At 62.3% G+C, this 12,680-nt stretch carries 12 protein-coding genes; 8 read left to right on the top strand and 4 right to left on the bottom strand.

Translation table 11 applies throughout. The annotated features are described in order from the left end of the window. Positions 1-75: 75 nt before the first annotated feature. From lepA to nagZ, 8 genes are all read left to right on the top strand, one after another. Positions 76-1,869 (top strand): translation elongation factor 4, encoded by a 1,794-nt coding sequence (lepA, locus tag P3T43_RS14860; RefSeq protein WP_429281795.1) that lies wholly within the window; start codon positions 76-78, stop codon positions 1,867-1,869. Between the two features lie 18 nt (positions 1,870-1,887). Beyond that, complete coding sequence (gene lepB, locus P3T43_RS14855; RefSeq protein WP_429281794.1) at positions 1,888-2,781, top strand: signal peptidase I; 894 nt, start codon at positions 1,888-1,890, stop codon at positions 2,779-2,781. A gap of 164 nt (positions 2,782-2,945) precedes the next feature. Beyond that, a complete protein-coding gene (gene rnc, locus P3T43_RS14850) occupies positions 2,946-4,073 on the top strand; it encodes a ribonuclease III (RefSeq protein ID WP_429281793.1) in 1,128 nt (375 codons plus the stop codon). 55 nt (positions 4,074-4,128) lie between these two features. Continuing rightward, complete coding sequence (gene era / locus P3T43_RS14845; RefSeq protein ID WP_429281792.1) at positions 4,129-5,028, top strand: GTPase Era; 900 nt, start codon at positions 4,129-4,131, stop codon at positions 5,026-5,028. Further along, positions 5,015-5,920: a DNA repair protein RecO gene (recO, locus tag P3T43_RS14840; RefSeq protein WP_429281791.1), complete on the top strand. Its 906-nt coding sequence runs from the start codon at positions 5,015-5,017 to the stop codon at positions 5,918-5,920. The genes era and recO overlap by 14 nt, the downstream gene beginning before the upstream one ends. Beyond that, entirely contained in the window at positions 5,917-6,681 is a 765-nt protein-coding gene (gene pdxJ / locus P3T43_RS14835; RefSeq protein WP_429281790.1) for a pyridoxine 5'-phosphate synthase, read from the top strand. The genes recO and pdxJ overlap by 4 nt, the downstream gene beginning before the upstream one ends. 13 nt (positions 6,682-6,694) lie before the next feature. Next, complete coding sequence (acpS, locus tag P3T43_RS14830; protein WP_429281789.1) at positions 6,695-7,114, top strand: holo-ACP synthase; 420 nt, start codon at positions 6,695-6,697, stop codon at positions 7,112-7,114. 56 nt (positions 7,115-7,170) lie between these two features. Then, positions 7,171-8,199 (top strand): beta-N-acetylhexosaminidase, encoded by a 1,029-nt coding sequence (gene nagZ, locus P3T43_RS14825; RefSeq protein ID WP_429281788.1) that lies wholly within the window; start codon positions 7,171-7,173, stop codon positions 8,197-8,199. A 98-nt stretch (positions 8,200-8,297) separates the two neighbouring features. Here the strand turns inward: nagZ and P3T43_RS14820 are convergent, their stop codons facing one another. The 4 genes from P3T43_RS14820 to earP form a co-directional block, all read right to left on the bottom strand. Then, positions 8,298-9,680: a sigma-54-dependent transcriptional regulator gene (locus tag P3T43_RS14820; RefSeq protein WP_429281787.1), complete on the bottom strand. Its 1,383-nt coding sequence runs from the start codon at positions 9,678-9,680 to the stop codon at positions 8,298-8,300. Between the two features lie 117 nt (positions 9,681-9,797). Next, positions 9,798-10,001, bottom strand: a complete 204-nt coding sequence (locus tag P3T43_RS14815) for a CsbD family protein (protein WP_429281786.1) — start codon at positions 9,999-10,001, stop codon at positions 9,798-9,800. Between the two features lie 280 nt (positions 10,002-10,281). After that, entirely contained in the window at positions 10,282-10,839 is a 558-nt protein-coding gene (gene efp / locus P3T43_RS14810; protein WP_429281785.1) for an elongation factor P, read from the bottom strand. A gap of 346 nt (positions 10,840-11,185) precedes the next feature. After that, positions 11,186-12,418 (bottom strand): elongation factor P maturation arginine rhamnosyltransferase EarP, encoded by a 1,233-nt coding sequence (gene earP / locus P3T43_RS14805; RefSeq protein ID WP_429281784.1) that lies wholly within the window; start codon positions 12,416-12,418, stop codon positions 11,186-11,188. Positions 12,419-12,680: the final 262 nt, after the last annotated feature.

Raw genomic sequence — 12,680 nt, 5'->3', positions numbered from 1 at the left:
GACAGGTTTTTCACCTACTTACAAGGCGTGCTCCGCAATCGTCAGAGCGCGCCTTTTTCGCTTGATCGGTACTGAATGGATCATATTCGTAATTTCTCGATCATTGCGCACATCGACCATGGCAAGTCGACGCTCGCCGATCGCATCATCCAGATTTGTGGCGGTCTGTCCGACCGCGAAATGGAATCCCAGGTGCTCGACTCGATGGATCTCGAGCGCGAGCGCGGCATCACCATCAAGGCACAGACCGCTGCACTGACATACAAAGCGCGCGATGGGCGGATCTACAACCTCAACATGATCGACACGCCGGGGCACGTCGACTTTTCGTACGAGGTCAGCCGCTCATTGTCGGCGTGCGAAGGCGCGTTGCTGGTGGTCGATGCGAGTCAGGGCGTCGAAGCCCAGACGGTGGCGAACTGCTATACGGCCATCGAACTTGGCGTCGATGTGATTCCGGTGCTCAACAAGATCGATCTGCCGGCCGCTAACCCGGAAAACGCGATCGCCGAAATCGAAGACGTGATCGGTATCGATGCAACCGACGCGACCCGATGCAGCGCGAAAACCGGCCTCGGCGTCGAAGACGTGCTGGAAGCGCTGATCGCGAAAGTGCCGCCGCCGAAGGGCGACCCTGAAGCGCCGCTGCAGGCATTGATCATCGATTCGTGGTTCGACAACTACGTCGGCGTGGTCATGCTGGTGCGTATCGTCAACGGCACGCTGCGTCCGAAAGACAAGATCCGCATGATGGCGACCGACGCGCAGTACCCGGTCGAGCACATCGGCGTGTTCACGCCGAAGTCGAAGAATCTCGAGTCGCTGTCTGCGGGGCAGGTGGGCTTCATCATCGCCGGCATCAAGGAGTTGGCCGCTGCGAAGGTGGGTGACACCGTCACGCTGGTGAACCGGCCGGCCCCTGCGCCGCTGCCCGGCTTCAAGGAAGTGAAGCCGCAGGTGTTCGCCGGGCTCTATCCGGTTGAAGCGAACCAGTACGACGCGTTGCGTGACTCGCTGGAAAAGTTGAAACTCAACGACGCATCGCTGCACTACGAGCCCGAAGTCTCGCAGGCGCTCGGCTTCGGCTTCCGTTGCGGCTTCCTTGGTCTCCTGCACATGGAAATCGTGCAGGAGCGTCTGGAGCGTGAATTCGACATGGACCTGATCACCACGGCGCCGACCGTGGTGTACGAAGTCCTGCAACGTGACGGCACGACCATCATGGTCGAGAACCCAGCCAAGATGCCGGATCCGTCGCGCATCGAAGAAGTACGCGAGCCGATCGTCACCGTGAATCTGTACATGCCGCAAGACTATGTCGGCGCGGTGATCACGCTGTGTACGCAAAAACGCGGCAACCAGATCAACATGCAATACCACGGCCGTCAGGTTCAGCTCACCTACGAAATTCCGATGGGCGAAGTCGTGCTGGATTTCTTCGACCGTCTGAAGTCCATGTCGCGCGGCTATGCGTCGATGGACTACGAGTTCAAGGAATATCGCGCAGCGGATGTGGTGAAGGTCGACATGCTGATCAACGGCGACAAGGTCGATGCGCTGTCGGTGATTGTCCACCGCTCGCAGAGCCAGTATCGCGGCCGTGAAGTGGCAGCCAAGATGCGTGAGCTGATTCCGCGTCAGATGTACGACGTGGCGATTCAGGCAACGATCGGCGCGAATATTATCGCCCGGGAAAACATCAAGGCTTTGCGTAAGAATGTGCTGGCAAAATGCTACGGCGGCGACATCTCGCGTAAGAAGAAGCTGTTGGAAAAGCAGAAGGCGGGCAAGAAGCGAATGAAGCAGGTCGGATCCGTCGAGATTCCGCAAGAGGCTTTCCTCGCGATCCTGCGTGTCGAAGACAAATAAGACGAAGAACGGAACTCTATGAATTTTGCGCTGATTCTTTTTGTGCTCGTCATCATTACGGGCATCGCATGGGTCGCAGACAAACTGGTTTTCATCCCGCAACGGCGGCGCGCGGCGGACGAGGCCGTGGCCGAGTTCGATCGCCAGCAGGCACGAGTCGGTGAGCGCTTCGCCGACGAAAACGCACCGCAAACGCGCGCGCGCCTGCGTGACGAAAAGCTGCGCCAACCTTGGTGGCTCGAATATTCGGCGAGCTTTTTCCCGGTGATTCTGGTGGTCTTCGTCGTTCGCTCGTTCGTGGTGGAGCCGTTCAAGATTCCTTCGGGTTCGATGGTGCCCACGCTGCTGGTGGGCGACTTCATCCTCGTCAACAAGTACGAATACGGCATCCGTCTGCCGATCACCAACACGAAGCTCACCGCAGGCCGTCCGCTCGAACGCGGCGACGTGGTGGTGTTTCGCTACCCGAAAGACGAATCGGTCGACTACATCAAACGCGTGATCGGATTGCCGGGCGACGTGGTGGCCTATCAGGACAAGCAACTGACGATCAACGGCAAGCTCGTGCCGGAAACGCCGCTGCCTGACTATTTCGACGACGAACGCATCGGTTACGCGAAGCAGTTCGAAGAGGACATCGACGGTCGCAAGAACGCTATTCTGAACAACCCTGCCGTGCCGCCATTCATTGTTGGCGCAGAAGATTATCCGTATCGCGATAACTGTACGTATAACGCGCGCGGTGTGATCTGCAAGGTGCCGCCCGGCAACTATTTCATGATGGGCGACAACCGCGATAACAGCGCAGACAGCCGTTACTGGGGCTTCGCGCCGGACCAGAATATCGTCGGTCGCGCGTTCTTTATCTGGATGAATTTCAGCAATTTGAAACGCATCGGGACATTCCACTGAGCTTCACCGCATTTGACCGCACCACACGCCGCGCGATGTCGTTCAGCGCGCGCGGCGTGTTATGACGCTACTTTAAGAACGTGCGGTAAGGTCGCTTCACTACGCTTTTTCCGTTGGCCGCCCTGCGTTTTCGCCGGGGCGAGCGCCCGCGTTATACTCTGCACATGCCCCTATCTCCGTTGGAAAGCCGTTTGCGCTACGAGTTTCGCAATGCGGAATTGTTGCGCCAGGCTTTAACTCACCGCAGTCACAGTGCCACGCATAACGAACGGCTCGAGTTTCTTGGCGACTCGGTTCTGAATTGCGCGGTGGCTGCGCTATTGTTCCAACGTTTCGGCAAACTGGACGAAGGCGACCTGTCGCGCGTCCGCGCCAATCTGGTCAAACAGCAGTCGTTGTACGAAATTGCTCAGGCCCTGAATGTTTCGGAAGGCCTGCGGCTGGGCGAAGGCGAACTGCGCAGCGGTGGCTTCCGGCGCCCGTCCATCCTCGCTGACACGCTCGAGGCCATTCTGGGTGCCATCTTCCTGGATGGGGGTTTCGACGCCGCCCAGACGGTCATCAAGCGGCTCTATGTGCCGATTCTCGACCATATCGATCCGCGCACGCTCGGCAAGGATTCCAAGACGCTCCTGCAGGAGTATCTGCAGGGCCACAAGATTGCGCTCCCTACTTATACTGTCGTCGCAACGCATGGTGCGGCGCACAATCAACAGTTCGAAGTCGAGTGCACGGTTCCGAAGCTCGAAGTGAAGGTGTCCGGTTCCGGCGCCAGCCGTCGCGCGGCCGAGCAGGCTGCCGCCAAGAAGGCGCTCGATGAGGTGATGGCGGCGGCGCCCGCGGTCGTGGCAAAGCCGAAGCGCTCGAAAGGCGCCCGCGCGGCCAAGCACGCCGAGCCGGAGATCGTCCCCGGCGTGACTGGTGTGCAGGCCGCGCTCGATCTGCGCGCGCCGGATCGCAAGAACGAGCGTCATCCGCGCGGCGAGCTCAAGGCTACCGTCGCCGAAGCCCTGGCCGAGCGGCCGGTGTCCGCTCCGGCGCCCGCGCCAGCAGTTGCGCCGCTCGCGGTGATCCGTGCAGCACACGTCGAATATAGCAACCAGGCCGCGCCGGAGAAGGACAAGACGGACAAGGCCGAAAAGACCGACAAATCCGACCTCCACACACGCAGCACCGACAAACCCGCCACATCCCGGAGCCGCGAACTCGCGCCCGGCGTGGCGGCGCCTGCCGAACTCGAACCCGGCATTGCCGACGCGGTACACACGCGCGTCGCCGATGCGGGCCACTGATGTCATGGGCGGGCGTTTCGTCGCGCGTCCATACGAACTTGCCGTAGCCTGAAATATGAACGCTCCCACTCCCACCGGTTTTCGCTGCGGCATGGTCGCGATCGTCGGTCGCCCCAATGTCGGCAAGTCCACGCTGATGAACGCGCTGGTCGGCCAGAAAGTCAGCATCACGTCGCGCAAGGCGCAGACCACGCGCCATCGCATCACCGGCATTCATACCCTCGAGGACGCGCAGTACATCTTCGTCGACACGCCGGGCTTCCAGACCAAGCACAGCGGCGCGCTGAACCGCTCGCTCAATCGCGCGGTCACCTCCACGCTGACCTCGGTCGATGCAATTCTGTTCGTTATCGAAGCGGGCCGTTTCGGTCCGGACGACCAGAAAGTGCTCGACCTGATTCCGCCGTCGGTGCCGACCCTGCTGATCGCCAACAAGCTCGACCGTGTCTCGGATAAAGATTCGCTGTTTCCGTTCATGCAACAGGTGAGCGCACTGCGCCAGTTCAATGAGATCGTGCCGCTGTCCGCCAAGAATCTGGACGACATCAAGCGTCTCATGGCGACCGTCAAGCCGTTCCTGCCGGAAGGCGCGCCGATCTACGGCGAGGACGACCTGACCGATCGCAGCGAGCGTTTCCTCGCCGCTGAAATCCTGCGCGAGAAAGTGTTTCGCTGGACCGGTGACGAATTGCCCTATACCAGCACGGTGCTGATCGACAAGTTCGAGACGGAAGGCCGCCTGCGCCGCATTTTCGCCACCATCATGGTGGAGCGCGACATGCACAAGGCGATGATCATCGGTCAGAAGGGCGCCAAGCTGAAGCAGATCAGCACCGAAGCGCGTCTCGACATGGAAAAGCTATTCGACGGCCCGGTGTATCTGGAAACCTTTATCAAGGTAAAGAGCGGCTGGGCCGACAACGAAGCCGGACTCCGTGCGTATGGGTACGAATGACGCATGGATGACGCTGCAACCCGACGCTGAACCGGACGACACTGGCCCGGATGCGTCGGCGCGCGAGCCATCGAAGGCTCGCGCATCGAAGAAATCTTCGGCTGCCTCTGCCGCGCCTGACGCCGCCGGCGAACCGCGCAAGACACCACCGCGCCGATCGCCGCGCAGTGGCGGGTCCGAGTACAAGGTCAGCGAGCAGCCGGCCTTCGTGCTGCACAGCTATCCGCATCGAGAGACCAGTCTGATCATCGATGTGCTGACGCGCGATCATGGCCGCCTCGCCCTGGTGGCGAAAGGCGCCAAGCGTCCGCACTCCGCGTTGCGTGGCGTGCTGCAGACCTTCCAGCCGCTCGCGCTGTCGTGGGCGGGCAAATCCGAACTGCGAACGCTGACCGGCGCCGAGTGGGTGGGCGGCATGCTGCCGCTCGCCGGAGACGCGCTGTTGTGCGGCTTCTACGTCAACGAATTGCTGGTCAAATTCTGTGGCCGCGAAGATCCCCATCCGCAACTGTTCCAGCACTATGTCGTCACGCTGGCGCGTCTCGCGCACGACGAACCGGCCGTGCAAGTGCTGCGTTCTTTCGAGCGCGTGCTGCTGCGCGAAACCGGCTACGCCATGGCGCTCAACCGCACGGTGTCGCGCAAGACCGTGACCGCCGAGGGCCGCTACGTGTTCGATCCGGAGCGCGGCGTGCGTGAAGCGTCCGACGATCTGCCCGCGCAATGGCCGGTGATTGCCGGCCAGACCTTGCTCGATATGGAAGCGGACGATTACCATCGTGCCCAGACCGTGGCGCAAAGCAAAACCCTGATGCGCTTTCTGCTCAATACTTACCTTGGCGGCACGCCGCTCGCGACGCGCCAGATTCTGATCGACCTGCAGAACTTATGAGCTTCTTTCTTACGTCGCCTGAAGTGATCGACCTGGGCGTGAATATCGATCACGTCGCCACGCTGCGCAATGTGCGCGGCACGTCCTACCCGGATCCGATCCGCGCGGCGCTCGACGCCGAAGCGGCCGGCGCCGATGCGATTACGCTGCACTTGCGTGAGGATCGCCGGCACATCGTCGACGCCGATGTACGCAAGCTGCGTCGGCTGCTCAAGACACGCATGAACCTCGAATGCGCGGTCACACAGGAGATGCTCGACATCGCCTGCGAAGTGCAGCCGCACGATGTCTGCCTCGTGCCCGAAAAGCGCGCGGAGCTCACCACGGAAGGCGGTCTCGACGTCGCCGGCCAGTTCGAAGCCGTGCGAGCCGCGTGCAAGCAACTCGCCGCGGCGAACTCGCGCGTGTCGCTCTTCATCGACCCGGACGAAACGCAAATCCGCGCCGCCCACGAAGCCGGCGCGCCGGTGATTGAGTTGCATACCGGCCGTTACGCCGAAGCGCACGACCTGGTCGAGCAGCAGCGCGAGTATGAGCGTGTGGTGCGCAGCGTCGAATTCGGCCGGTCGCTCGGCATCAAGGTGAACGCCGGCCACGGCCTGCATTACACGAATGTCCAGCAGATCGCGGCGATCGACGGCATCGTCGAACTGAATATCGGTCACGCGATCGTCGCGCATGCGATTTTCGCCGGCTGGGACAACGCTGTGCGCGAGATGAAGGCGATCATGGTCGCCGCGCGTCTCGCCGCGCGCGCTTAACGCATCGTCGCGTATGGCTATCTACGGCATCGGCACAGACGTCATTCAGGTCAGTCGTGTGGCGGCGGTGATGACGCGGACGAACGGGCGCTTCGCCGAGAAGGTGCTCGGCCCGGACGAACTGAAGATCTATCACGCGCGTCAGGCCCGCTCGGCCGTGCGCGGACTCGCGTTTCTCGCCACCCGGTTTTCGGCGAAAGAAGCCTTCTCCAAGGCCATCGGACTCGGGATGCGCTGGCCGATGACCTGGCGCGCTCTGCAGACGCTCAACGAACCGAGCGGCAAGCCGATGGTGGTGGCCTCGGGCGAACTGGCCGAATGGCTCACGGCACGCGGCATCACGGCCCAGGTCACGATCAGCGACGAGCATGACTATGCGGTGTCGTTCGTGATCGCCGAGACGGCCGACCCTTCGAACCTGGCTACGTCCTGAGTTCTCCCGGCGCGGGGTCAGCAACCCGCGTCTTCTTTTTTTGCTTGCGGAATTCAATGAAAACCAATCCCGGACCGGTGATGCTCGACGTGGTCGGCAAAACGCTGAGCGCCGACGACACACGCCGTCTTGCACATCCGATGACTGGCGGCGTGATCCTGTTCGCGCGCCACTTCGAAAACCGCGCGCAACTGATTGCGCTGACCGACGCGATCCGCTCGGTACGTGAAGACCTGCTGATCGCGGTCGATCACGAAGGCGGTCGCGTGCAGCGCTTCCGCACCGACGGCTTCACCGTGTTGCCGGCCATGGGCAAGCTCGGTGCGCTGTGGGATTCGGATGTTTTGCGCGCCACCAAGGTCACCACGGCGGTGGGCTATATCCTCGCGGCCGAATTGCGTGCATGCGGGATCGACATGAGCTTTACGCCGGTGCTCGATCTGAACTACGGCCAGTCGCAGGTGATCGGCGACCGCGCGTTTCATCGCGACCCGCGCGTGGTGACGATGCTCGCGAAGAGCCTGAATCACGGCCTCGCGTTGGCGGGCATGGCCAATTGCGGCAAGCATTTCCCCGGACACGGTTTCGCGACCGCGGACTCCCATGTCGCCATGCCGGTGGACGAGCGTCCGCTCGAGACCATTCTGCGCGACGACGTGGCGCCGTACGACTGGCTCGGCCTCGCGCTGGCCTCGGTGATCCCCGCTCATGTGATCTATTCGCAGGTCGACTCGAAGCCGGCCGGGTTCTCGCGTATCTGGTTGCAAGAAGTATTGCGCGGCAAGCTGCGTTTTTCGGGCGCCATCTTCAGCGACGACCTCTCGATGGAGGCCGCACGCCAGGGCGGCACGCTCACCGAAGCCGCGAGCGCCGCCTTGCAGGCGGGCTGCGACATGGTCCTGATCTGCAATCAGCCTGAGGAAGCCGAGAAAGTGCTCGACGCGTTGCGCTTTGCTCCGTCAATAGAATCGCAGGCGCGCCTCAAGCGGATGCGCCCGCGCGGCAAGGCGCTCAAGTGGAGCAAGCTGGTGGCCGAGCCCGAGTATCTGCAGGCCCAGGCGCTGTTGCGCAGCGCGTTTGAGTGAACGCGGACCATCACGCGCGAAGCACAAAGCAGAAATAAAACGGCCGAAGGCGGCGCTGTTGCACCGCTTTCGGCCGGTCTGCATGGTACGAAAAACAATCAGTTCAAACGCATCCGCTGCAGCTTGTTGTAAAGCGTTTTTGGACTGATCCCCAGCAGCGACGCGGCGCGATGCCGCGTGCCGCCCACCGCGTCGAGCGTGGCGCGAATCAGCATCTCCTCCACATCCGCGAGCGGTGTGCCCACCGTCACCTGCACGCGGCTGCCGTTCAGATCGCGGCCGCCGGCTGAGCCGGCTTCGTCGGCGCGCAGCGTTTCGAGCACGTCGCCCGATGCGTGATACGCGCGCTGGACACGCCCTTGCAGTTCGCGCACATTGCCAGGCCATTCATACGAGAGACATTCGCGCAGGAAATTCGGTCCGATCTGTTTGGTGGCGTCGGTCGCGCCGCGGGCGCTCGCTTCGCGATTCAGTTCGTCCACCAGCGCTTGCGCAAAGAGCGCCGCGTCGTCGCCGCGTTCGCGCAGCGGTGGCAGGGCCACCGCGGCTGCGTCGAGGCGCAGGGCGAGATCCTCGTGAAGGCTGCCGTCGGCCACTGCCGCGCGCGGCGACTTGCGGGTCGAGGCGATCAGCCGGAAATCCGTGACCATCTGGTGCGTGCCGCCGACCCGCATGAAAGTCTGCGAATCGAGCGCGCGCAACAAAGCTTCCTGTTGAGGGCGCGGCAATTCGGCGATCTCGTCGATGAACAACGTGCCGCCGCTGGCCTGTTCGAACAGACCTTGCTCGCGATGCTCGGCGCCGTTGAATGCGCCGCGCTCGTGGCCAAACAGGACGCTGTCGAGCGAGCGGTTTGCCGCGAGGTTGGCGGCGGTACGGCAATCGAAGGTCACGAACGGCCCTTTGCGGCGCCGGCTCATCTCATGCAGCGTGCGCGCGGTGACTTCCTTGCCGGTGCCCGCTTCTCCGGAGATCAGGACAGCAGCTTCGGTGGGCGCGTTGTGCTCGATCAGGTCGTACACGTGTTGAATCGCGCCGCTTCTGCCGAGCATGGGTCCGAAGCGACCGAGTTGGCGCAAGGTCGCGCGCAGGGTCTGGACTTCCTCGGTCAGTTCGTACGGACGTGGAATGCGCGCCAGCAGACTGCGCAGACGCGGGATATTGACGGGCTTCAGCAGGTAGTCCCAGATTCCGTGCCGCAGACCTTCAATCGCGCTTTCGACGGTGGCGTTGCCCGTCATCACGATGACAGGCAGGGCGCCGCCGGGCGGTTGCGCCGGCAGATTATGGAGCAGGTCGAGGCCGCCGCCGTCGGGCAAATTCAGATCGACCAGCACGACGTCGGGAATAAAGCGCGTCAGCGCCGCGCGCGCTTCGGCGAGCGTCGTTGCGGTATCGACCGAAAAGCCGTCGGCGGCGAGAATCGCGGACAGACCTGACAGACTGTTGGGATCGTCTTCGACAATCAGGGCGTGTGGCATGGCGAGCGCTATTTGAAGTTGATGGAAGTCCTCTGCGTCAGCGCCGTGGATGCGGCGCCGTGCAGAGGTGCGGTGGTCATGCGCTGTTCCTCACAGAATACAGCGCACGGCGCGCGGTTAATCCCGGTATTCATCGAAGAAGCGGTTCACTTCGCGCACCGCTTCTTCGCGAGTTTTGCCGTATCGCTCCTGAATCAGCCCGGCGAGTTTTTCGGCGCGACCTTCGGCCTTCGTCAACTCGTCGTCCGTCAACTCGCCCCACGCGGTCTTCGCCTTACCGATCATTTGCTTCCACTTGCCTTCAGCGATGTCGTTGTTCATGGCGCATCTCCGTGTCCAGTGAAAAAGAAAAGTGGCCTCGTGAGGCCGATGCTCTTCTGTAGCAGGGAGCGTGCCCAGCAATTACTTAAGCTAATCAATGGTGTGTCGCGCGTTTAGGGGCTTGCGATGGATTCAGGCCGGAAAAATCGAAAACCATACCGGTAAAGTTTTCCTCAACCATACACGGTCGCGGAAAAAAGAAAAAGCGCCCAAAAGGGCGCTTTTTAATTCGGCCGCGCGCTCCGCTGCGAGCGGGGCGGGCCTTGCAGACCAATTGCCGTTAGGCGCGGCTGCGGTATTCGTGCGTACGCGTGTCGATTTCGATCTTGTCGCCGATGTTGCAGAAGAGCGGCACTTGCAGTTCGTAGCCAGTTTGCAGCTTCGCGGTCTTCAGCACCTTGCCCGACGACGTATCGCCCTTGACAGCCGGTTCCGTGTAGATGATTTCGCGGACCAGCGTGGTCGGCAGTTCGACCGAAATGGCCTTCTCGTTGAAGAACACGACTTCGCAAGCCATGCCGTCTTCGAGGTAGTTCAGCGCGTCGCCCATCATTTCGGCTTCGACTTCGAACTGGTTGTAGTCGGCGTCCATGAACACGTACATCGGGTCAGCGAAGTACGAGTAGGTCACTTCCTTGCGGTCCAGTTGCACGACGTCGAACTTGTCGTCGGCCTTGTACACGGTTTCCATGCCTGCGTTGGTCAGCAGGTTCTTGAACTTCATCTTGACGACGGCGGAGTTACGGCCCGATTTGTTGTATTCGGCCTTTTGCACGACCATCGCGTCTGCGCCGATCATCACGACGTTGCCGGTGCGGAGTTCCTGTGCGGTCTTCATAAAACTGTCCTGTACGAAATAAGTAGCTTCAACTGTGCTCAACGGCATACGGCGCAAGCGGGTACGGCACCTTTCGCTGCTGTTTGCGGCTTGCTCGCGAAGCTGCAAAACGGGCTGCTAACGAAGCCTGCCGCGGGCGTGGCCGGTACTGCGAGGCCTGCGCCTGCTCGCCGCGGTTGCCCGCGGCCCGTCACCTTCCGATAACTTGATTTACCCGGAGCGGGCGCGTACACGAGTGGCGCCGATGCACGAGGACGACCCGGTTTTAGTGAAGACACACCTCTCGGTGCCGGAGTTCGCCGCCGCCATCGCGCCGCGCTTGCGTCGTCGGCCGTTGGATAACCGCTTATTTTAACTGACTTTTTGCGAATACGGCCAGATTTCCGGCGAGGTCGCCGAGGGCCGCCAGTTCGCGTGCCCATTGCGCCGCGCGCTGCGCGAGGACGGCCTCGTGGCGCTGGAAATCCGCCCAGTCCGGCTGGCCGACGCCGTTCCAGGCGTGCCAGAAGCGCGCCAATGCTGCGCGCGCCTTGGCGGGCAGCGGGTCGGCGTAGTGGGCGAGGGCGGCGTCGAGCTTCGGCAGGTGGGCGTCGTCGGCTTGCGGGTAGATGTGCCAGACGAACGGACGCGCGGCCCATTGGGCCCGCACGAAGGAGTCCTCGCCGCGCACGAAGTTGAGGTGGCTGGCCCAGAGCAACGCGTCGTAGCCGGGCTGGTCGGTGAAGAACAGTGCGTGGGCGCGCAGGTTGCCGCGGTCGGCATGGGTTCCCGCCGCAAACGACGGCAGGCCGAAAAAGCGCGCGAGTCCACCGGAAATTCGCCCTTCCGGCACCAGTAGCACGACGGGAGCGGGGCTGTCGCGCCACTGTTCGAGCAGACTGTCGAGCGCGGGATTTTCGTAGGAGAACAGCGAAATGACGGTAGCGTCCGGGCCGGGGGCGCCCTGGCCGGTCGTGTGGCGCCACCATGTTTCGCGCGCTTGTGGCGAGGCTTCGAAGGCTGCCCGGGTGGCGTCCAGGTGGTGTTCCTTCAGTACACCGCCGGTGCCGGGGCCCAGACCCGGAAAGAAGAACGTTTTCGTCAACGGATAGCGCGGGTGCGGCGACTGGCGCAGATGAAAATCCGCGACCCAGTCCTCGCCGCTCAGGTATTCCAGATTCAGCCAGACGGGTGCGCGCTCGCGACGCGCCATTGCGGCGACGTAGACATGCGGCAGTTCGCAGCCGAATGCCTCGATCACCACGTCCGCCACTTCGAGCGTGTCGCCCGCGTGCGCCGGCTCGTGCCAGTGTTCGATGACGATTCCGCTCACCGCCTGGCGGCTGCGGTCGACGGCAAGCGCGGGGCAGAGCTTCTGGAACGCGTGCAGATCGTCGACGAAAATGCGCACCTGCCAGCCGTGCTCGCTCGCCAGTTGGCGTGCGAGTCGCCAGCAGACGCCGATATCGCCGAAGTTGTCGATCACGGCGCAAAAGAGATCGCAGGCGATGGCGCCGTCCACCGGCAGCGCGGCGCTGCTGGACGGTGTGCTCTGCGAAACAGAATGCTGTGGCGGGGCGGAAGGGCGCGCGGGGGACATGATGGCGGGCATCCGGGTCTCGGACGCGTGCGGAATGTTCTAAACTGGCGATTCTAGTGCGACACGACACCCTTCGTGTAGAGGGCGCCGAAGCTCTTTAAGGCGGCATTATTTAGGTGTGGCAAGGCTTTCGCGCAATACTACCTGAGGAATTTTCGCAGGTACAACAGCGGGAAGTAGCTTGCGAGCAGTTCTCGGTGGACTATGTTTTTGCGCCATCGACAGCTGGATTAACTCAGAAAGCGTTGTATCCGAACGACAC

The sequence above is a fragment of the Paraburkholderia sp. GAS41 genome, assembly GCF_050436545.1.
In the GTDB taxonomy this organism is placed as follows: Bacteria; Pseudomonadota; Gammaproteobacteria; order Burkholderiales; family Burkholderiaceae; genus Paraburkholderia.
The sequence above is the reverse complement of the archived record's forward strand: the minus strand, read 5'-3'. Positions and strand labels throughout refer to the sequence as shown.

Coding starts and splice junctions, on each gene's coding strand:
- rnc (WP_429281793.1), top strand. CDS start 2,946: ATGCCCCTATCTCCGTTGGAAAGCCGTTTGCGCTACGAGTTTCGCAAT.
- lepA (WP_429281795.1), top strand. CDS start 76: ATGGATCATATTCGTAATTTCTCGATCATTGCGCACATCGACCATGGC.
- acpS (WP_429281789.1), top strand. CDS start 6,695: ATGGCTATCTACGGCATCGGCACAGACGTCATTCAGGTCAGTCGTGTG.
- lepB (WP_429281794.1), top strand. CDS start 1,888: ATGAATTTTGCGCTGATTCTTTTTGTGCTCGTCATCATTACGGGCATC.
- efp (WP_429281785.1), bottom strand. CDS start 10,839: ATGAAGACCGCACAGGAACTCCGCACCGGCAACGTCGTGATGATCGGC.
- earP (WP_429281784.1), bottom strand. CDS start 12,418: ATGTCCCCCGCGCGCCCTTCCGCCCCGCCACAGCATTCTGTTTCGCAG.
- pdxJ (WP_429281790.1), top strand. CDS start 5,917: ATGAGCTTCTTTCTTACGTCGCCTGAAGTGATCGACCTGGGCGTGAAT.
- recO (WP_429281791.1), top strand. CDS start 5,015: ATGGGTACGAATGACGCATGGATGACGCTGCAACCCGACGCTGAACCG.
- P3T43_RS14815 (WP_429281786.1), bottom strand. CDS start 10,001: ATGAACAACGACATCGCTGAAGGCAAGTGGAAGCAAATGATCGGTAAG.
- era (WP_429281792.1), top strand. CDS start 4,129: ATGAACGCTCCCACTCCCACCGGTTTTCGCTGCGGCATGGTCGCGATC.
- nagZ (WP_429281788.1), top strand. CDS start 7,171: ATGAAAACCAATCCCGGACCGGTGATGCTCGACGTGGTCGGCAAAACG.
- P3T43_RS14820 (WP_429281787.1), bottom strand. CDS start 9,680: ATGCCACACGCCCTGATTGTCGAAGACGATCCCAACAGTCTGTCAGGT.